Source organism: Clostridium sp. JS66, assembly GCF_033561535.1.
Taxonomy (GTDB): Bacteria; Bacillota; Clostridia; order Clostridiales; family Clostridiaceae; genus Clostridium_AM; species Clostridium_AM carboxidivorans.
The window spans coordinates 4,822,479-4,844,477 of record NZ_CP131467.1 but is presented as its reverse complement, the minus strand read 5'-3'; the positions used below and the strand labels follow the sequence as shown (position 1 = coordinate 4,844,477).

General features: G+C 29.3%; 18 protein-coding genes. 8 read left to right on the top strand and 10 right to left on the bottom strand.

The genetic code is table 11. The features are described from left to right. The first annotated feature begins 142 nt into the window (after nucleotides 1-142). The 3 genes from Q6H37_RS22270 to Q6H37_RS22260 all read left to right on the top strand — a co-directional run bounded on the left by Q6H37_RS22270 (nucleotide 143) and on the right by Q6H37_RS22260 (nucleotide 3,514). Entirely contained in the window at nucleotides 143-424 is a 282-nt protein-coding gene (locus Q6H37_RS22270; protein ID WP_318743115.1) for a metalloregulator ArsR/SmtB family transcription factor, read from the top strand. A 21-nt stretch (nucleotides 425-445) separates the two neighbouring features. Beyond that, on the top strand, nucleotides 446-2,956 hold the full coding sequence (locus tag Q6H37_RS22265; protein ID WP_318736698.1) for a CoA-disulfide reductase: 2,511 nt from the start codon (nucleotides 446-448) through the stop codon (nucleotides 2,954-2,956). Nucleotides 2,957-3,028: 72 nt separating this feature from the next. Further along, entirely contained in the window at nucleotides 3,029-3,514 is a 486-nt protein-coding gene (locus Q6H37_RS22260; protein WP_318736697.1) for a DUF6803 family protein, read from the top strand. A gap of 106 nt (nucleotides 3,515-3,620) precedes the next feature. On the opposite strand, the gene Q6H37_RS22255 is transcribed toward Q6H37_RS22260, so the two are convergent. From Q6H37_RS22255 to glgB, 7 genes are all read right to left on the bottom strand, one after another. After that, a complete protein-coding gene (locus Q6H37_RS22255; RefSeq protein WP_318736694.1) occupies nucleotides 3,621-4,277 on the bottom strand; it encodes a superoxide dismutase in 657 nt (218 codons plus the stop codon). A gap of 77 nt (nucleotides 4,278-4,354) precedes the next feature. Next, the gene (locus Q6H37_RS22250) at nucleotides 4,355-6,286 is read right to left on the bottom strand and encodes a glycoside hydrolase family 13 protein (RefSeq protein WP_318736693.1); all 1,932 of its coding nucleotides are present in this window, start codon (nucleotides 6,284-6,286) and stop codon (nucleotides 4,355-4,357) included. 16 nt (nucleotides 6,287-6,302) lie between these two features. Continuing rightward, nucleotides 6,303-8,747, bottom strand: a complete 2,445-nt coding sequence (locus Q6H37_RS22245) for a glycogen/starch/alpha-glucan phosphorylase (RefSeq protein ID WP_318736691.1) — start codon at nucleotides 8,745-8,747, stop codon at nucleotides 6,303-6,305. 35 nt (nucleotides 8,748-8,782) lie between these two features. Beyond that, the gene (gene glgA / locus Q6H37_RS22240; RefSeq protein ID WP_318736689.1) at nucleotides 8,783-10,216 is read right to left on the bottom strand and encodes a glycogen synthase GlgA; all 1,434 of its coding nucleotides are present in this window, start codon (nucleotides 10,214-10,216) and stop codon (nucleotides 8,783-8,785) included. 26 nt (nucleotides 10,217-10,242) lie between these two features. Next, nucleotides 10,243-11,364, bottom strand: a complete 1,122-nt coding sequence (glgD, locus tag Q6H37_RS22235) for a glucose-1-phosphate adenylyltransferase subunit GlgD (RefSeq protein ID WP_318736688.1) — start codon at nucleotides 11,362-11,364, stop codon at nucleotides 10,243-10,245. A 19-nt stretch (nucleotides 11,365-11,383) separates the two neighbouring features. After that, a complete protein-coding gene (locus tag Q6H37_RS22230) occupies nucleotides 11,384-12,520 on the bottom strand; it encodes a glucose-1-phosphate adenylyltransferase (protein WP_318736686.1) in 1,137 nt (378 codons plus the stop codon). Then, nucleotides 12,468-14,498: a 1,4-alpha-glucan branching protein GlgB gene (glgB, locus tag Q6H37_RS22225; RefSeq protein ID WP_318736684.1), complete on the bottom strand. Its 2,031-nt coding sequence runs from the start codon at nucleotides 14,496-14,498 to the stop codon at nucleotides 12,468-12,470. The genes Q6H37_RS22230 and glgB overlap by 53 nt, the downstream gene beginning before the upstream one ends. A 296-nt stretch (nucleotides 14,499-14,794) precedes the next feature. Here glgB and Q6H37_RS22220 point away from each other — a divergent pair, with 296 nt between their 5' ends. The 3 genes from Q6H37_RS22220 to Q6H37_RS22210 all read left to right on the top strand — a co-directional run bounded on the left by Q6H37_RS22220 (nucleotide 14,795) and on the right by Q6H37_RS22210 (nucleotide 17,280). After that, nucleotides 14,795-16,108, top strand: coding sequence for a M48 family metallopeptidase (locus Q6H37_RS22220; protein ID WP_318736683.1), 1,314 nt, complete (start codon nucleotides 14,795-14,797; stop codon nucleotides 16,106-16,108). 81 nt (nucleotides 16,109-16,189) lie between these two features. Then, nucleotides 16,190-16,885 (top strand): metallophosphoesterase family protein, encoded by a 696-nt coding sequence (locus Q6H37_RS22215; RefSeq protein ID WP_318736682.1) that lies wholly within the window; start codon nucleotides 16,190-16,192, stop codon nucleotides 16,883-16,885. Nucleotides 16,886-16,953: 68 nt separating this feature from the next. After that, on the top strand, nucleotides 16,954-17,280 hold the full coding sequence (locus tag Q6H37_RS22210) for a hypothetical protein (protein ID WP_318736681.1): 327 nt from the start codon (nucleotides 16,954-16,956) through the stop codon (nucleotides 17,278-17,280). A gap of 119 nt (nucleotides 17,281-17,399) precedes the next feature. On the opposite strand, the gene Q6H37_RS22205 is transcribed toward Q6H37_RS22210, so the two are convergent. From Q6H37_RS22205 to Q6H37_RS29610, 3 genes are read right to left on the bottom strand one after another with little or no spacing between them, the layout of a single operon-like run. Next, a complete protein-coding gene (locus Q6H37_RS22205; protein ID WP_318736679.1) occupies nucleotides 17,400-18,521 on the bottom strand; it encodes a DegT/DnrJ/EryC1/StrS family aminotransferase in 1,122 nt (373 codons plus the stop codon). 23 nt (nucleotides 18,522-18,544) lie between these two features. Next, entirely contained in the window at nucleotides 18,545-19,723 is a 1,179-nt protein-coding gene (locus Q6H37_RS22200; protein WP_318736678.1) for a DegT/DnrJ/EryC1/StrS aminotransferase family protein, read from the bottom strand. A gap of 27 nt (nucleotides 19,724-19,750) precedes the next feature. Beyond that, nucleotides 19,751-20,950 carry a MerR family transcriptional regulator gene (locus tag Q6H37_RS29610; protein ID WP_412523882.1) on the bottom strand — a complete coding sequence of 400 codons (1,200 nt, stop codon included), beginning with the start codon at nucleotides 20,948-20,950 and terminating at the stop codon, nucleotides 19,751-19,753. A 182-nt stretch (nucleotides 20,951-21,132) separates the two neighbouring features. Between Q6H37_RS29610 and Q6H37_RS22185 the strand changes: the two genes are divergently transcribed. Then, nucleotides 21,133-21,291: a hypothetical protein gene (locus Q6H37_RS22185; protein WP_318736676.1), complete on the top strand. Its 159-nt coding sequence runs from the start codon at nucleotides 21,133-21,135 to the stop codon at nucleotides 21,289-21,291. A 134-nt stretch (nucleotides 21,292-21,425) separates the two neighbouring features. Continuing rightward, complete coding sequence (locus Q6H37_RS22180; protein WP_007060155.1) at nucleotides 21,426-21,983, top strand: GNAT family N-acetyltransferase; 558 nt, start codon at nucleotides 21,426-21,428, stop codon at nucleotides 21,981-21,983. The last annotated feature ends 16 nt before the right edge of the window (nucleotides 21,984-21,999 follow it).

Below are 21,999 nucleotides of genomic sequence, written 5' to 3'. Positions count from 1 at the left end.
TATATTTGAAGAAAAATAGTTATCTAATTTTAAAATATTATTGACATTTGCATTTATATATCGTAATATATAAATATAGTAATTAATGAATATGAGAATAGATGATAGTTAAACTTAATAATGGAGGTAAAAATATATGGATATGGATAAAGATTTTTCTAAGTACAATGAATCAGCAGAATTATTAAAAGTACTAGCACATCCTGTTAGATTATGTATAGTTAAAGGGTTGCTGGAAAATGGCGGATGTAATGTTAGTCACATGCAAGATTGTTTGCAGGTACCTCAATCCACTATATCCCAGCATTTACAAAAGCTTAGAGCAGCAGGAATTGTGGAAGGAAAAAGAAATGGTCTTGAGATTTATTACAGTGTTTCTAATGAAAAGGCTGTAAGATTAATAAAAGAATTATTTAAAAACTAAAATATTGAGGGGGGAATTTGTATGAATAAAAAGGTATTGATAGTTGGTGGAGTAGCTGGAGGTGCTTCAGCTGCTGCTAGGCTTAGAAGGCTGGACGAAAATTTAGACATAATAATGTTTGAAAAAGGACAGTATATTTCATTTGCAAACTGTGGACTTCCTTATTATATAGGCGAAAGAATAAAAGAAAGAGAAAAACTTTTGGTTCAAACTCCAGAAGCAATGAAGGAAAGATTTAATATAGATGTCAGAGTAAATAGTGAAGTGGTTTCTATAGATTCTAAAAACAAAAAAGTAACAGTATATAGCAAGGATAAAGGTGAGTATAATGAAAGCTATGACTATTTAATTTTATCACCAGGAGCATCACCTTTAAAACCTCCTATAGAAGGTATAAATAGCAAAAAAATATTTACACTTAGAACTGTACCAGATACAGATAAAATAAAGACCTATGTAGATGATGAAAATGTTAAAAATGCAGTAGTTATAGGCGGAGGCTATATAGGGGTTGAAATGGCTGAAAATCTTAAAGAAAGGGGATTAAATGTAGCATTAGTTGAAGCTGCACCTCATATATTAGCACCTTTTGATTCTGATATGGTTACTTTTGCAGAAAAGGAATTAGAGGATAATGGCGTTGGAGTTATTTTAAATGATGGAGTTAAGGCTTTTAAGGAAGAACATAATGGCATAAATGTAATGTTGAACAGTGGAAAGTGTTTGTATGCTGATATAGTTATACTTGCTATTGGTGTGAAGCCTGACACTGAATTTTTAAAGGATTCAGGTTTAGAATTTGGACCAAAAGGTCATATAGTGGTAAACAGCAATATGGAAACAAGTTTGCAAAATATATATGCTGTAGGTGATGCTGTAGAAGTAGTTGATTTTGTGAATGAAAGTAAAACTGCCATAGCATTAGCTGGTCCTGCAAATAAACAGGGGAGAATTGCAGCAGATAACGTATGTGGATTAAATTCAAAGTATAAAGGTACTATGGGAACAGCAATTATAAAAGTATTTGGAATTACAGGTGCAAGTACAGGAAATAATGAAAGAATCTTGAAAAGTAAAAACATATCTTATAAAGTTATATACATTCATCCACAATCCAGTGCATCTTATTATCCAGGAGCATCTCCTATGTCTATAAAGCTTATATTCAATGGAGAAGGAAAAATTCTTGGAGCTCAGGCTTTTGGATATGCTGGGGTTGATAAAAGAATTGATGATATAGCAGTTGTTATGAGGCTTAAGGGAACCATTTATGATTTAGAGGAATTGGAGCTTGCTTATGCACCACCTTATTCTTCAGCAAAGGATCCAGTAAATATGGCAGGTTTTGTAGCTGAAAATGTAATAAACGGAAGAATGAATTCAATAGTTCCAGAAGACATAGACAATAGAAATAAAGATAACAGTGTGCTTGTAGATGTAAGAACAGATTTAGAATTTGATAATGGACATATTGAAGGTGCTTTAAACTTACCTGTAGATGACTTAAGAGAATTAAAAAATAAATTGGATAAGGATAAGGAAATATTAATATACTGTCAGGTAGGTCTTAGAGGATACATTGCATCTAGAATTTTAACTGCTCATGGATTTAATGTAAAAAATTTAACTGGAGGATATAAAACTTATTCTATGAGTAAATTTAAACCTGCAGATGTTGTAATGAATAAAAATGATAAGGGCAGTTTCATTAATTTTAAAACAAAAGTTATGGAAGAAGTAAGTTTGGAAAGTGATGGTAATGAGTATAATGAACAAAAAGAAGAAAGTTTTAATAAGACTTTAGATGCTTGTGGATTATGTTGCCCTGGACCATTAATGCAAGTTGGTAAAAGTATTGAAGATATGAAAGATGAAGAAGTTTTAAAAGTTACTGCATCAGATCCTGGATTTTATGAAGATATAAAATCTTGGTGTAAAACTACAAACAATGAATTGTTAAATAGAAAAAAGGATAAAGCAAATATAGAAGCACTTATAAGAAAAGGTAAAAAAAAACTAATGAATAGTAATGATATGAACTTAAATAGTGAAGCATTACAAAAAGATAATAAAACTATGGTGGTTTTTAGTGGAGACTTAGATAAAGCTATAGCATCTTTTATAATAGCTAATGGTGCAGCTTCCATGGGTAAAAAAGTTACTATGTTCTTTACTTTCTGGGGACTTAACATACTTAGAAAACCTGAAAAGATTAAAACAGATAAAGGTATTATGGATAAAATGTTTAGTATGATGATGCCAAGAGGAAGTAAAAAATTAGGACTTTCCAAAATGAACATGTGCGGCATGGGTGCAAAAATGATTAGAAAGGTTATGAAGGATAAGAATGTAAACTCCCTTGAAGAATTAATACAGTCAGCTATAAATTCAGGTATAGAAATAGTAGCTTGTCAGATGTCAATGGATGTTATGGGAATAAAAAAGGAAGAATTAATTAATGGAGTAAAAATAGGAGGAGTAGGTTATTATTTAGGAGAAGCAGAGGATTCCAATGTCAATTTATTTATCTAGAAGATCTTTATAATATCTTCATAAAAAAATGCTATTATTACCTCAAGTAAATAAACAGGAGGTAATTAAATTATGAGTATGACACATTATATGTCTCTTTTGGCAGACAATCAGCCATGGAATCTTATAATATTTATGGTAATCCCAGTTGTAATGGCAGAAACCCTTACAATTACAGAATTTTTTATTGTGTTTAACAGATTAAAAAGTGGAGGAATTAGAACTTTAAATAAAGTTGTAGGTATTTTTGATGGATTTTATTTTACAGGTATCTTTATATATTTGTTTATAAATGCTGTATTACCATTAACTCAAAGTGGTGGATGGCATACTTGGGTAGATGTTGTAGCAGTAGGTTTTTATCTAAGTGGAGTTCTATTCCTTCTTCCAATAGCACTTATGGAGCTTGGAATTTTATTTAGAGGAAAAAACGATGAAGAAAAGATGAAGATTCATTTTATATTAGTCAGTGGGTTTTTAGTAGTTGCTCATGTGGCAATGATATTTGGTATGGTAAATCCTCAAATAGTAGGAAACATGTCAAACATGAAAATGTAGAAAAGTAATAAAAGAAGCTATGTTGTCTAATGTTTTTTTAATATCCAATATTGAGCGATTTGATCAATAATATAAAGAAAGTGGTACAAAAAATGTACCGCTTTTTTTAAATGTACCATCTAGGGCATATAGAATTATTGCCAAAGCACCTAAGATTGTTCAATGTAGATTTGATTAAATAGTATTTTTGAAGTCTTTCATTTACTATTTTCCAATTTATATTTTCTATAAATATCTGAATGTATTTTTTTCTATCTGTCTGAAAATCTATGAAATAAGCATGTTCATATACATCCATGACAAGTAGAGGATAACAGTTCCACAAGGCTCCAACATCGTGAGCATCAGAACCTATTATATGGAGTTTATTATCTATAGGATCTATGACTAAAATAGCCCACCCCCTCATGGAGAGCCCTACATTTGTTAAATACTCCTTGAAATTTTCAAAGCTTTTAAAATCTCTTATTATTAAATTAAGTATTTCACCATAGGGTTTTTTAAAACTGTTACATATATTTTCAAAATATAATTGATGAAGGATAATTCCATCTAAAGCATAAGTTTCTCCTAATTTAAGACTTCTCATATTGCTATAAGTTGAATTACCTTCACCATAGCTTCCAGCATCTACAGGAAAATTCCACAGTTCATTTAATTTCTTTACGTATCCAGAATATAATTTATAATGCTGCATTAATTGATCTTCAGTAATACCTTTTACAGTAGAAAAATTAAAATTCATAGGCTCTAGTTTAAACAATGAAAAAATCTCCTTAAAATTTCTTACTCAACCTTCATACTATATATTTTATTAAAGTACTCAATAAATTGTGATATTTAATTGCCAATATATAGTTTTGCATCTAAAGGTTTAATAAAAAGATTAAGTTCATTATTATCAAATTCTACCTTATCACATTTGTTTAAAAAGTTAGTGAAACTACTATATTTATAGTTGTCCATATTTATTTTAATATTGCAGCCTTCAGTTGGACTCTTATTTACTAGTATGAGACACAAAGAATTTTCACAAGGAATATTAAATTCATCTTCGTTATTATCTATATAACGAAAATAACCATATACATTATCATAAAAGTACATCTGTTTCCATTTTCCTGTTCTCAAAGCTTTGTTATCATTTCTTATATGAATTAAATTTTTGTACCAATTTAATACTTCTTTATTTTCAAATCCCCAAGGATAAGTAGCTCTATTATAAGGATCTTTAAGCCCTTCAAGTCCTGCTTCATCTCCATAATATAAAAGAGGGACCCCTGGAAATGTAAATTGGATTAATGTTACTATTTTTAATAACTTAAAACATATATCACCCAAATCATCAAAGGAATTTACCATGTAATTATTAGCAATTTGTTTAAGTAATGTGTGAATTCTTTCAACATCATGACTTCCAATAAGATTAACTAAGGAATAAAAGTTATGGCGAGGATAATTTTCATATAAACTCATAAATTTATTGTGTAAAGTTTCAGAGTTTATATTATTCCATAGAAAATTTAAAAGGTTATCTCTCATTAAATAGTTAGTTACAGAATCCAGTTCTTTTCCCAAAAAGTATTGTCTTCTTTTACTATAGCTTATTTTATTTGAAGCATCTTCCCACACTTCACCTATAACTATAGAATCTGAATTTTTCTTTGAGCTTATCTTTTTTAATTCTTTTATGAATTCATCAGGAAGCTCATCTGCTACATCTAATCTCCAGCCTTTTACTCCAGCCTTCATCCAGTGATTTATAACGCTGTCCTCATCTTTTATGATGTAGTTTAAGTAGTCTTCATTCAGCTCATTGACATTAGGCAAATCTGATACTCCCCACCAGCTTTCATATTCATTTGGATGGTTTTTGAAATTATACCAGGAATAATACTTAGAATCCTTTGATTGATATGCTCCTAAAGAATTATAATTGTTATATTTGTTAAAATACAAACTGTCAGAGCCTGTATGACTGAAAACTCCGTCTAGAATTATACTTATACCTCTTAAGGAAGCTTCCTTTACAAGAAGTTTAAATAAGCTTTCATCACCAAACATACTGTCTATTTTTTTATAGTTACCAGTATCGTATTTATGATTGCTGCGTGCTTCAAATATAGGATTGAAATAAATAACGTTCACACCTAAATTTTTCAAATAATCAAGCTTTTTTAGAACACCATTTAAATTTCCACCATAAAAATCCCATCGTAATATTTCATTGGTTTCAGGATTTCGTATATACATAGGTTTATCATACCAATTACCATAAATAAAAGTATTTTTTTTAGGATTCAATATAGAATTATCATCATTTCCATTAAAAAACCTATCCACAAATATTTGATAAATTGTAGAATTTTTAAACCAATTAGGTGTACTATATCCCTTTTGGAAAACTGTGATTTGATAAGGAAGAGGAGAACTTTCATAAAGGTCTCCTTTTCCACCAGTCAATAAAGAATTATTTCCATAATAAAGAACTTTATTATCTATCCACACTTCAAAATAGTAGAAAAGTAAAGAAGGATTAGCTGGAGTTTTTAAATTAAAATTAAAGACAGTTTTATCATTTTCTTTAAATTCAAAGTCCATAGGATAATAATTTTTATTATAATCATCAAATATCACTAGCTTGACAACATTAACATAAGAATTTGCAGTTATTTCAATTCTAAGGTGAATATCTTTGTCACATTCAACTGCGCCAAAAGGACATCTAAAAAAGGAATCCCAGGAATTGTGTAAAATTGAAATTGAGTTCATTTAGTGCCCCTCCAATTTAATCAAGTGCTTGACTTTTTAAATACACTTTTTTTATATTCCATATTTCATCAGCGTATTTTGCTACAGTATTGTCACTGGAAAAAATACCTGAATTAGCAATGTTTATTATGCTCATTTTTTGCCATTTTGATTTATCCGTATAAAGCTGATTTATTTTATTTTGAGCATTTACATAGGCATCAAAATCTTTTAATACAAAATACTCATCATTTTTGAATAAAAGGTTGTCATATATATCATTAAATTCATAATTGGATACATTTAAAAATCCATTGGTGAGTTGAGTTAAAATTTTGTTGATTCTAAGATCATTATTAAAGATATCTCTAGAGTGATAGTTCTTATTTTTATAAAATTCAATTACTTCACTAGCAGTTAAACCAAATATTACAATATTATCTTCTCCAACAGCTTCTTTTATCTCAACATTTGCTCCATCTAAGGTAGCTATAGTGACAGCACCATTCATCATAAATTTCATATTTCCTGTACCAGAAGCTTCTTTGGAAGCTGTTGAAATTTGTTCGCTTACATCTGTACAAGGAATAAGCTTTTCTGCTAAGGAGACACTGTAATTTTCAAGAAAAACTACTTTAATTTTATCTCCTATGCTAGTATCATTGTTTATTTTATCAGCTACGCTATTTATTAATTTTATAACTTGTTTTGCTAGATGATATCCAGGTGAGGCTTTGGCAGCAAATATGAATGTTCTTGGAACTATATCTAAATTTGGATTTTCTTTTAATCTGTTGTATAAATCTAAGATGTTTAGTACATTTAAAACCTGTCTTTTATAAGCATGAAGTCTCTTAGCTTGAACATCGAATATAGAGTTTGGGTTGACGTTAATATTATATTTATTTTTAATGTAATTAGATAAAGTTATTTTATTATCTCTTTTTATATTTGCAAATTTATCTTGAATTGAAATATCATATGCAAAGCTTTCTAGTTTCTTTAATTCTAAAGGATGTTTAATCCAATCTGTACCTATAGTTTCATTAATTAAATTAGTAAGCTTAGGATTTGACTCCATAAGCCATCTTCTATGGGTTATACCATTAGTTTTATTGTTAAATTTTTCAGGATAAAAATCATAGAAATTTTTAAGTTCTTGGTTTTTCAATATTTCTGTATGAAGTTTTGCCACTCCATTTACTGAATGACTTCCTACAATGGCAAGATAGGCCATTCTTATAGTATTATTAGATATAATAGACACTTCATTTATTTTGTTCCAGTTTCCGTTATATTCATCAAAAACTTCTGCACAAAATCTTCTGTTTATTTCTTCTATAATCATATAAATTCTAGGAAGAAGTTTTTTAAACATATCTACAGGCCATTTTTCTAAAGCTTCAGCTAAAATAGTATGATTGGTATAAGCCATAACATTAGTAGTAATTTTCCAGGCTTCTTCCCAAGACATTGATTTTTCATCAACCAATAATCTCATTAATTCTGCTATGGCAACAGATGGGTGGGTATCATTTATGTGTACAGCTATATATTGAGCTAGTTTATTTAAAGGTAAGCCCAGCTTTTCATATCGTCTTAATATACTTTGAAGGCCTGCGCTTACAAAAAAGTATTGTTGTTTTAATCTTAAAATTTTTCCTTTTTCATTTGAATCGTCAGGATATAGTACTTGAGTAATGGATTCTACTGAATATTTATATTCTACGGCTTTCAAATAATCTCCATTGCTAAAAGAAGAAAAATCAAAATCATCATCAACAGTTTCTGCGCTCCAAAGCCTTAAATTATTTACAATATTGTTATCATAGCCAACAATAGGTATGTCGTATGGTACTGCAAGAACAGGTTCATAATTTTTGTATATTACTTTAAAGCTATCATTTTCTTTAATAAGATCAACATTTCCACCAAATTTAACTATGACAGATTTATGAGGCTTTCTTGTTTCCCATACATAGCCTTCCTTAAGCCAATTGTCAGGAACTTCAACTTGATAACCATTTGCAATTTTTTGTTCAAATAGTCCATGTTTATATCTTATACCACAACCATGACCTGCAATTCCAATTGATGCCATTGAATCCAAAAAACAAGCAGCTAATCTTCCTAGTCCACCATTCCCAAGACCAGCATCTTTTTCAACAGATAAAACTTCATTAAAATCTACTCCAAGGTCTGTTAAAGCTTCTTCACATACATCCCTTAAGCCAAGATTAATTAGGTTACTTTCAAGAAGTCTTCCTATAAGAAATTCCATTGAAAAATAGTAAACTTGTTTTTGTTTATTATTTAAGTAATACTTATTTGTCTTCATTAAACCCTCTGAAATATAGTCTTTCACTAGATTCCCTAGAGCTGTAAAGTAATGATATTTATTTAATTCACTTATATCCTCTGCATATAAACTCATTAATTTCTGCTTAAAGGCATACTTTATGAATTCCTTATCTAAAATCATTTTTAATCACCTCGTATAAGCTTTGGAATAAATTATTATGTCAATGTTTTGTATAAATCTATATAAGTTTTTGCGGAATTTTTCCAGCTATTATCTTCAAGCATAGCTTTTTTCATAAGTTTATTCCAAGCTTTTTTGTTATTATATATTTTTATAGCATATTTTATTATGTCTAGCATTTCATAAGCATTATAATTTTTAAAAGAAAAACCATTCCCTTCCTCTGTGTATTGATTATAAGGAGTTATGGTATCTTTTAGGCCTCCTGTTTCTCTTACTATTGGAATTGTTCCATATCTTAGAGAAATTAATTGGCTTATTCCACAAGGCTCAAAAAGAGAAGGCATAAGAAGCATATCGGAACCTGCATATATTTGTTGAGCTAAACAATTATCAAACTTTATATTAGTTGAAATTTTTGAAGGATATATATGTGAAAAATATTGGAACATATCTTGAAAACAGTCATCACCAGTACCTAATATTACTAGTTGAATATCCATAGCAAGTAATTGCTCGACGATTGAAGCAACTAAATCTAAGCCTTTTTGGCTCACAAGTCTTGATATTATGGAGATAATTGGTATATTCTCGTTTTGAGGAAGGTTTAGTATTTTTTGAAGTTTTGTTTTATTTTTTACTTTATTGTAGGTAGTTGATGAATTATATCTATAGTGTATGTGGTTATCTGTATTAGGATTAAAAAGTTCATAATCTATTCCGTTGACAATGCCGTGCAGTTTATAGTCTTTACTGCATAATAATCCATCTAAATTTTCGCCATAGAAAGGAGTCTTTATTTCTTCTGCATAAGATTTACTTACAGTAGTTATTATATCTGAAAAGTTAATACCAGCCTTCATAAAGGAGATTGCATCATAATACTTAACTGCATCTTCGTTAAAATATTCTTCTCCAAGAGAAAGTAAATCGCCTAAATTTTCCTTTCCAAAAACTCCTTGATATTTTAAATTATGAATTGAAAAAATAGTTCTAGTATTTATAAATTCATTTTTCTTTTTATAATGTTCATTTAGTAAAACAGGTATCATTCCAGTATGCCAATCATTGCAGTGTATTATATCTGGAACAAAATCACCCATGTATTTCATGGATTCTAAAACGGCTCTGCAAAAATATGAAAATCTTTCACCATCATCAAAAAATCCATAAAGATTGTTTCTTTTAAAATAGTATTCATTATCTATAAAATAAAAAGGAACTCCATTAAATTCATAATATTCTAGTCCACAATACTTGTTCCTCCAGCCAACAGGTACATCAAAATTGTTTATATGATTCATTTTTGACTTGAAATTTGAAGATATATTTGAGTATTTAGGAATTATAACTCTAGCATCAATTCCTAATTCTCTTAAGGCTTTAGGAAGTGAGTAAGCTACATCACCAAGACCACCTGTCTTTATAAAAGGATGGGCTTCTGCTGCTGTAAATAAAATTTTTAACATATTGTTTCCTCCCTTATATAAAAGATTTAGTTAGAATTTAAAACGCTATTTTTTTCTACAACTAACGGAAATTCACATGTTCCTTGAACCTTTACATTTTTTCGAACTAAAACATCCTTGTCCAGTATTATGTTATTTAAGTAAGTACCTTCTTCTATTGTGCAATTTTGAAATATTATACAGTTTTTTATTACAGCACCTTTTGCTATATGTACTTGTCTTGAAATAATACTATTCTCTACAGTGCCTTCTATGACACAACCGTTGGCAATTAATGAATTAGATACAGAAGAGTTTTTTAAATATTTTGTAGAAGGTTCATTTTTAGTTTTAGTATATATAGAACCATTCTTGTAAAAAAGCTCCTCAAGAACTTCAGGATTAAGTATATCCATATTAGCATCATAGTATTGATTTATTGAATTAACGGACTTTACATATCCTTGAAATTCATAGGCATTTACAGTATATCTATCTATATTTAGATAGATGCATTCATATAAATTTTCATATATATCAGATTTTGCAAGTTCATATAAAAAGTTAAACAGTAACTCCTTTTTCATTAGTATTATATCCATGGAGATCTTAGCTTCTTTGTTAAAGCCAATGTTGTTTCGTATTTTGGATACTTTGCCTTCTTTATTTATATTTATAATATTGCAGCCATGAATGTATGTATCCCCATTTTTCACATTTTTGTAAACAACCGTAATGTCATTTTGAGATTCTTCATGATTTTTTATAACTTTATCAATATCAATATTACATATCATATGTGATTGACATAATATAACATTTTGCTGCTTGCTGATGTTAACATATTCTATAAAATTTTTTAGTAAATTTTCATTTTGTTGATAACGGTATTTTGAATAAGAACTAAATATAAATAATCCGTCCACGTTTCTATTCAAATCCCAAGAACGTCCAGTACCTAAATGGTCAATTAAAGAACGGGAATTATTAGGTGAAAAAATGCCAACATTTCTTATACCGCAGTTAACTATATTTGAAAGGATAAAATCAATGATACGATACCTTCCATAAATGGGTATTGACGCTAGAGGCCTATTTTTAGTTAAGCTTCTAATATCTTGCTGATGTTCATTTAACATTAATATTGCCATATATGAGTTTTTTATCATGTTTAATCACCTCTTATAGTTATAAATTTGCACCTATTTCTTCTTCTTCACCAATGAGGACAATTTCATTTGAATTTGCTACTATGTTATTTTTCCTTATGATACTGTTATTTCCTATTATTGCTCTATCTACTATTACATTATCTTCTACCATTACATTAGGTAAAATTACGGAATTAATTATTCTTGAGTTTTTGCCAACATGTACACCTGGAAATAGAATAGAATTTAATACATCACCTAATACTACACAGCCATCGGAAATTAAAGAATTTTCTACCTTAACATCCTTACCAATGTACTGTGGTGGGAGGGTGGAGTTATTAGAATAAATTCTCCAGCTTTTTTCATATAAATTAAGCTGATTGTTTTCTTTTAATAAATCCATATTAGCTTCCCAATAACTTTCAATAGTACCAACATCCTTCCAATAGCCTTCAAATTGATATGCAAATAGTTTTTTCTCTTTTCTAAGTAAAGCAGGTATTATATTTTTACCAAAGTCATTGCTAGAGCTTGGATTATTTTTATCTTCTTTTAAAAATTCCTTTATTAATTTCCAATTAAAAATATATATTCCCATAGAAGCCATGTTGTTTTTAGGTTCTTTAGGCTTTTCTTCAAATTCAACTATAGCGTTGTCTTCATCGGTGTTCATGATTCCAAAACGACTCGCTTCTTCAAAGGGTACTTGTATAACTGCTATAGTTGCATCTGCCTTCTTTTCTTTGTGATAGTTAAGCATATCTGAATAGTCCATTTTGTATATATGGTCACCAGATAGTACAATTATATATTCGGGATCATAATAATCTACAAAACTGATATTTTGATATATAGCATCAGCTGTACCATTATACCAATTCATTCCGGATTGGTTTACGTGAGGGGGAAGAATTGTTACGCCTCCATTCATTGTATCAAGATCCCAGGGACTGCCGATACCAATATGATTACTTAAAATTAAAGGTTGATATTGAGTCAATATTCCAACTGTATCAATACCAGAGTGGGTGCAATTACTTAAAGTAAAATCAATTATTCTGTATTTTCCTCCAAAAGGTACAGCTGGTTTAGCATTATATTTAGTTAAGTCCTTTAATCTAGTACCTTGTCCTCCTGCTAGTAGCATGGCGATAATTTCTTTTTTTATCATTAAAACCCCTCCTAATAGCATTTAAGCTAAGATGTATTTTGTTCATAGAGCATTTGCTTTTTAATAATTTTTTAGGCTTATTAACATCTTTAAATATTGGTTTAATAAAGATTACTGATAGTGGTGGTATTTTTATCTTTATGCAAAATGGTTTGGTATTCCATTTTTCCATGACTGGGTCAATAATTTCACTATTTAATTTATTTGAACCCCCATAAAGACTATTATCACTATTAAGAATTTCTTTATAATGAGTTAGTCTTGGAACTCCAACTTTATAATTTTTATATGAATTTAATGAAAAATTACATATAACAATAGTAAAGTTGTTTCCATTGAATCCCTGTCTTATAAAAGAAACTATACTTTGATTGTTATTTGAGGCATCTATCCAGTTAAATCCATGAAAATTATGATCTTGTTGCCATAGTGAGCTCTCATTTTTATATAGATGATTTAAGTCTTTAACATATTTTTGCATTTTGGAGTGCATAGGATAAAGCAATAATTTCCAGTCTAATGCAGAGTTGAATTTCCATTCATCAAATTGAGCAAATTCATTTCCCATAAAACTTAATTTTTTACCTGGATGACCAATCATGTATCCATAAAAAGCCCTTACCCCTGAAAATTTATCTTCATAAGTACCTGGCATTTTATTTAAAAGAGATTTTTTACCATAGACAACTTCATCATGGGATATAGGTAGTATAAAGTTTTCTGAGAATGCATACATTATTGAAAATGTGATTAAGTTATGGTTAAGTTTTCTTTGCGACATGTCTAATTGCATATATCGTAAAATATCATTCATCCAACCCATATTCCATTTATAATTGAAGCCAAGACCGCCAGCATAATCTGGGCTTGTGACCATAGGCCAAGATGTTGATTCTTCTGCAATTACAAGAGCATTTGGGAAGCGTTTAAATATGGCCCTATTAAGTTTTCTTAGAAAATCTACAGCTTCAAGGTTTTCTATTCCGCCATATTTATTTTTTAAATTTGGATTTCCCTGTTTACCATAATCTAAATAAAGCATACTTGCTACTGCATCTACTCTTATGCCATCTATATGATACATTTCAAACCAGAAAATAGCACTGGATATTAAAAAATTTTGTACTTGCGTTTTACCTAAATTAAAGTTGGCGGTTCCCCAACCACAATTTTCTCTTAGATCTTCATTATCATATTCATAAAGATATGAACCATCAAATTTATATAGTCCATGTTCATCTTTGCAAAAATGTCCTGGAACCCAATCAATAAGGACACCTATACCATTTTGGTGGAATTTATCTATAAAGTACTTAAAATCTGATGGAGTGCCGAAACGGCTAGTTATGGAATAATATCCCGTTGCTTGATATCCCCAGGAAGCATCAAGGGGATGTTCTGTAATGGGAAGTAATTCTACATGGGTATAACCCATGTCCAATACATAAGGAAGGAGTAAATCAGCTATTTCTCTATAAGAGTAGAAATTGTTCTTATCACTTAGTTTCCATGAACCTAAGTGTACTTCATATATATTTAATGGAGATGAAAACGTATTTTTTTTACTTTCCAGCCATGATTTATCATTCCAAACATAATCATCTTTAATGTTCGTAACAATGGAGGCCGTATTAGGTCTTAGTTCTGAATAAAAAGCATATGGGTCTGATTTTAAAACAGACTTACCATCAGGCATTAAAATTTCATACTTGTATAACTCTCCTTCCATAACATCTTCTACAAATAGATTCCAGAATCCAGTATTAGGTTGCTTTTTCATAAGGTGATTTTTTCCATTCCAACTGTTAAAATCACCAACAACACTAACCTTTACAGCATTGGGTGCCCAGACTCTGAATAAAGTTCCTAAAGTTTCTTTTAATCTTATAAATCTACTTCCAAGAAACTTATAAGACCTAAAATTGTCTCCATTATTAAATAAATATGTTTCATAAGAATTTACATTTAAATTTAACATAATTAAGTATCTCCTTATAAAGTGTTGTATACTATAAATAACACTAATACCATATTTTGTTAATTATTCAGTTAAATAGTATTTTTATATATGGGTAAATAATACATATTTTTTGGATAATTGTCAACATTTTTCTAGAGATTATGAATTCATTTCCAATAAAAAATATTGAGAAAGTTAATAGCTTAAGCATGGAGTTCTTACCATACGAAATTTAAATTAATAATAAACAGTTCATTATCATAGATTATAAAGTATAATAAAAATTATTAAGCTACAAAAAGGAGGAGATATAAATGCAAAGAAAATTAGTTTTATCCATAATAGCGATGACTATTTTAATGGCTATATTTTCTGTATCTGTTAAGATTACAGAAGATGTTAATAATAAAAGATTAGTTCAAGAATATACATATTCAACGAGAACAGTTGGAAACATCAATACATCCATTGCACCCCCAACACAAAAAGCTATAGAGTATCATAATAAAAGAGTGAATTTGTGGATTTTTAGTACAGCTATGAGTTTATTAATTCCTATAATTTTTTTATTTTCAGGATTATCAAGTTTTACAAGGAACTATTGTTTAGGCAAGAGTAAAAATTTACTTATAATCATGTTTTTATATTTTTTAATATATTCTATAATTAATACCATTATAGATTTTCCCTTGGATTACTATAGTAGCTTTATCTTGAAGCATTCTTATGGACTTTCAGATCAAAGTTTTATCAAATGGGTTGTGGATTATTTTAAAAGTTTTGCTATTTATACCTTGGTAGGAGCATGTTTTGTTTCTATACCGTATCTGCTTATAAAAAGATTCCCAAATTATTGGTGGTTTAATTTAGGATTACTCTTAATTCCTATAATTGCTTTTGTAACCTTTATAAGCCCAATGTATATTGATCCTATATTTAATAAATATGAAAAAATTCAAGATACTACATTGGAAAGAAAAATATATGAGGAGCTTGATAGAGCATCTATAAAAAATTGCAAGGTTTACCAAGTAAATAAAAGCGTGGATACGAAAGAAATGAATGCTTATATGACAGGAATTTTTAATACAAAAAGAATTGTATTGTGGGATACTACTATTAAGAATCTGACTGACAGGGAAACTCTTGGAATATTGGCACATGAAATGGGACATTACCTAATGGGACATGTATGGAAATCTATAGTGTTGGGTGGAATATTAAGTGTGTTCATTTTTTACCTTGTAAATAAAGGTTCAATTTGGGTTATAGATAAATCAGGAGGTATTTTTGGATTTACAAAATTATGTGATATAGCATCACTTCCTTTATTAATATTAATGTTGAATATATTTATGTTTATAGCACAACCAGCAATTAATACTTATACTAGATATACAGAAAAGGAAGCAGATAGATTTGAATTGGAACTTACAAAGGATAATGAAGCTTCAGCATCTGCTATGATAAAATTACATGAAACTAGTTTAGTGCTGCCTTCTCCAGGAATAATATATAAATTGTGGAATTATGATCATCCAACATTTGAAGAAAGAGTGAAGTTTGCTAATAGCTATAAACCTTGGGAACAGGGTAAACCTATTAAATACGGAAAATTTATCAAATAAATTTGTAGCATTGAAACAATGGGTATTTTGTTATATCCTAATACTATATTAATTAAATAGACTTTAGCATAGGAGGAAAAAATGAGAATAGCAGTTATATCAGATATTCATGGTAATTTAGAAGCACTAAAAACAGCATTTTGGGATATAGAGGAAAGAAATGCAGATACTATAATTTGTTTAGGAGACTTAACAGGCTATGGACCATATCCAAATGAGGTTATAGATTTTATAAGGGAAAAGAGAATAATAAGTATTTTAGGCAATTATGATGCAGCAGTAGTAGAGGAAAAGTTTAATTGTATAAGGCCTAATGAAGTTAATAAATTCTGTATGCCATGGGCTGCACGTGAGTTAACTCAGGATAATAGGGAATATCTGAAGTTCCTTCCACAGAATTTTATAGTTAAATTTCAAGGTAAAGAAATAGTTTTTGTTCATGGAAGCAATAGAGACATGAATGAATATTTAAAGGAAAATTCAAAGGAAGCAGAAGAAGCTATGAAAGAATTTTCTGGAGATGTGTTAGTATGTGCTCATACTCATATACCTTATGAAAAACATTATGGAGATAAAATTTTATTAAATGATGGAAGTATAGGTAAGCCTAAAATAGGAAGACCAAATGGTACTTATATTATTTTAGATATGCAAAATAATAGTTTAAATATAGAGTTTATAGAATTTGAGTATGATTATGAAAAGACTGCAGCAGCTATGGAAGAAAAAAGAATACACTTAAGCTGTATAAATAATATAAGAACTGGAATTGAATAGAAGCTTTATATATAATAAAGTTAAGAATGTTTTACATTAATTAGTAAAATTAGTTGGGAGTGATTCATGTGGGTGAAAATGTAAGTGCAGAGGGGCTTTATATGGTGGTTACCTTATTAGAAGATAGAATAAGAATAGAAAAAAATCATGGCTTTTCAAACAATTATCAGAGGCTTTATGATGAGGTAATGCTTGCTGATATAGATTTAAACCATATAGAGTACTCTCAGGCAAGATCCATGCTTATAAAAGGATATCTTCTTATTCCATTGAATAAGAAATTAGCATTTCCTAATACTTTTAATGCAAAAGCAAGAGAAATAAAATTATGGTTTAAAACAGATGGTAATGAAAGCTTTGAAGGGTTTAAGCAGGCTTTGATGGAAAGAAGATAGGGAAATTAAGAGGACAGATGACAATTCACCTTCATTGTCCTCTCAAAAAGTTGTGCCGCATTATACTTATTAAGTCAAAGATAAAGTATAATGAGGCACAACTTTTTTGAATTAAGGTTTTATTTTCTATAGAATTTTTTAATAGTTTCACATACAAAATCTACTTCTTCTTCTTTTATTTCAGGATATATAGGAAGAGCAAGTACCTTCTGACATAGCTTTTCAGCAATAGGGAAGTCACCTTTCTTATATCCTAAATAGCTAAAGCATTTCTGAAGATGAAGAGGTATTGGATAGTAAATGCTTGTGCCTATTTCATTTTCCTTTAAAAAGGAAGCAAGTTCATCTCTTTTTTCTGCTAAAGTATTAAATGCATAGTAAACAGGTTTTTGATCTCCTTTTACTACAGGTGTTTTTATATATTCGCAGTCTGCAAGTTTTTCTCTATACCAATTTGCTACAGTTTCTCTTTTCTTTATAGCTTCATCTATATATTTCAATTTAACTAAAAGTACAGACGCTTGCATTGAGTCAAGTCTTGAATTATAACCTATATAATCATAATGATATTTTTTAGATGCACCATGTACTCTAAACATTTTAGCTTTATTTGCTAAATTATCATCATTAGTTATTATCATACCAGCATCACCATAGGCACCTAGAGTTTTAGTTGGGAAGAAAGAAAATACACCTAAATCCCCAATAGTTCCAGAATGTCTATATTCAGTGCCATTACCTTTCCATCTCATACCAAAAGCTTCAGCAGCATCTTCTAAAACACGTACATTGTGTTTTGAAGCTACTTCCATAATTTTATCCATGTTAGCCATTTGAGAGAAAAGGTGTATAGGTATAATACCAGCAGTATTTGAAGTTATTTTTTCTTCTATTTTATTTACATTTATATCAAAAGTGTCTTCGTCCACATCAACAAATACAGGTTTCGCATTATGTTTTGCAATACAAGAAGTTGATGCAAGAAAAGTAAATGGAGATGTTATAACTTCTTTTCCATTTTCAAATCCAAGTATATGAGAACCTATTATTAATGCATCACTACCAGAAGCAACACCTATTGCATGTTTTGCTCCAGTATATTTTTTTACAGATTCTTCTAATTCTGTAACTTTAGGTCCTAATATAAAGCTTCCACTTTCTACAACATCAAATATAGCTTTATTAAATTCTTCTTTCTTTTCTGAGTATTCTCTTAGAGAAGTATAAAAATTAACCTTCATAATTTAAAATCCCTTCCTTATTTTTATTTCATAACTCTTTCTACAGCTTTGATAAGTTCTTTAGCTACATATTCAGTATCTTCTAATGTAAGAAGAGAATAAAGTGGTAGAGAAATCTCATTTGCATATTGTGCATAAGCATTTGGATAGTCTTCAATTTTATATCCTAAATTTTTGTAGAATGTAAACATTGGCAATGGAACATAATGAACATTAGTAGCTATATCAAGTTCAGCTAACTGTTTTATAACTTCATTTCTTTGTTCTTCACCAAAACCTTTAATACGTAAAAGATATAAGTGATAAGAGCTTACAGTACTGCCATCCCCTTTTGATGGAAGTATAGCCCAATCTTTTTCAGATAAATATTTGCTGTAAATATCAAAAATTGCTTTACGCTTTTTCAACATTTCTTCATATCTTGTTAATTGAACAAGACCGATAGCAGAACCTATATCTGTAAGATTGCATTTAAGACCATCTGTGACTATATCATATCTCCAAGCGCCTGCTTTCATTTTTGAAAGAGCATCTTTGGATTGACCATGTAAAGATTCCAATTTAAATTCTTTGAATAAATCTTCATGTCCTCTAAAATTGTTATTGGCAAAAGTTAAAGCTCCACCTTCAGCAGTAGTGAAATTTTTTACTGCATGAAAAGAGAATACGTGAAAATCAGCTTGGCTTCCAACCATTTTGCCTTTATATCTTGCACCAAATGAATGAGCAGAATCTGAAACAAAAATTATATCTTCACGATTTTTAGCTTTTAAAACTTCGCGAACTTTATCATAATCTACAGGTAAGCCTGCAACATCTACAGTGTAAATAGCTTTTGTTTTAGGAGTTATAGCATCAGCTATTTTATCAATATCTATAAGGAAACTATCCTTTTTAACATCTACCAAAGTAGGCTTAATACCTCTATGAATAGATGCACTAGCAGTAGCTGTGTAGGTATAAGGGGTAGTTATAACTTCATCGCCCTCTTTTATATCAAATGCTTTTAAAACAAGTTCCAATCCAGCAGAGTTACTATTTAAAGTTACAGCTTTACCAGTTTGAAGGTAGTCTGCTAGTTTTGTTTCAAGCTCAGCAGTTTTAGGTCCTGTGGTAATCCATCCTGATTTTAAAACTTCAGTTACAGCTTTTATTTCTTCTTCTCCTATATCTGGTGGTGAAAATGGTATTTTTTTATTCATAAAATATCAATCCTTTCTTAAATTAAATTATTTGATCCCTTGAAAAAATCCTGTGTCTTTTGTTATATAAATTCCTCCTGTTTTTTTTATTTCTTCTTGCAAAAATTTTATAAGACTTTGAAGTTTATCTTCAGTAAAAATATCTTTTGTATTTCCAGGCATTGAAAATATGTAATCTACAAGAGGAATAGGGTCTGTTACAATTAAACTATCTTCATATCTTTTTAGTTTTACCTCTTTAAACCATTTTGAAACCTGTTTAAAACCATTTTCTAATTGAAAGTTTTCTGTTAAATCCCAACTCTTAGTAGTTATATTCTGAGAATTAAATTTTGCTACGATTTCTCTCATTTCCTTCATATGGTTCTTGCCAACTGTAGAGGCATAGAATAAACCGTTATTTTTTAAAACTCGTTTTGCTTCTGAGAAAGCTTTTTCTCTGTCAGGCACATGATACAGCATATTATTAGCAATAATTACATCAAAAGAATTATCTTTAAAAGGTAATTTCTCAGCATCAGCTATTTTAAATTTAAATCTTGATGCTTTATTTGCCAAATTTTTTTTAGCATCTTTAAGCATTCCATTAGAAAAATCTGTTAAGGTTATATTCCAATTACATGGGATATCTGAGAAATTTCTTTCCCATAGGCTTCCATCACCGCAGCCAACTTCAAGTATAGAGGCATTGGAAGGTACATATAGGTTATTGAAAAACCAATTCATCCATCCTTGTTTGTTGGTACTAAAAAGTTCATGTATTCTAATTCTTGATCGCAGGTTAGAAGCATTTTCATATTGTTCAATCCACTTTTTATCAGTATTTATTGCATTTATTATATTAACAAACTTATCCCAATTTAGTATATTGTTGTTGTCTAACATATGTACTGCTTCATCAATAGCTTTTATAACCATTTGTATATGTTGTATTTTTTCTTCCATTATGGTTTTTTGTATTTCCAGAGGCTTTTTTAAATCTTGATCATTGTTGTCGTACTTTATTATATTGGCTATATCATCTAAAGAAAGACCTATAAATTTCAAGGTTAGTATTTTTTGCAGCCTTCCAAAATCCTGCTCACTGTATAACCTATGACCTAAATCATTATGATAACTAGGTTTTAGTAACCCTATTTTATCATAATATCTTAAAGTTCTTAAGGTAACTCCTGCCTTCTTTGAAAACTGACCAATAGTAAATAAGTTATTTTCATTTTGGCACATTTTATCACCTCTACTTAGAATATTTTAACACATTACGTAAGGTAATGGGCAAGAACTTTTTTTATTAAAGTAACATTTTTTATTTAAATCAATAATATGGTAATAAACATAAGAAAAAACAAAAATTAATTTATTTAATTTTTAAAGCTTAGTAACGGTTAAGAGAATAAGGAGGGTTTAACATGTGTGAAAAATGTAAATGTCATAAACATCATAGATGCCATAGATGTTGTAAAAAAATTCATATAACTATAAGATGTTGTGAGAAAAAGAAATGTAGATGTCATAAAGAAAAGAAAAAAAGATGTTCTAAAAGAATAACACATGACTGCTGCTGTTAAATATGAGTTGAGGAGAATCAATATTATTCTCCTCAATTTAATTATATAAAATTGACAGGGGAATAAGTATTAATTAAAATCAAAATATAAATTAAAGGTTTAAAAATATTTTAATATATAGGGAGATTTTAATAATGTATACAAATTTAAAAAGTTTGCTTAAGGGAGAAAGATTGAGACTGACATCATTAAATGAAAAAGATATATTATCTATGGAACAATGGTACAATGATGTAGATTTTCTGCGATTATATGATATGACTATGGCTTTTCCCAAATCTTCAGCTCAATTATATGAAATGCTCAATGAAAAGAGAAAGTCTAATAATAGTTATATTTTTGCCATAAGAACCTTAGAGGAAGATAAATTTGTAGGTGTTGCAGGTTTTGAAAATATACTATGGAACAATGGTACAGCAGTAGTTTTTATAGGATTAGGAGATGAAGAGTGTAGAGGAAAGGGATATGGCAAAGAAGCTATGCAAATGCTTTTAAATTTTGCATTTCAAGAACTTAACTTACATAGAATTCAACTAGATGTTTTATCCTATAATAAGGCAGCTATCAAGCTTTATGAAAGTCTTGGATTTAAGAGAGAAGGGGTTTATAGGGAGTTTATACATAGAGATGGAAAAAGATATGATATGTATCTTTATGGACTTTTAAGATATGAAGTAGAGAATAATATGTAAATTTAAAATAAGCTGC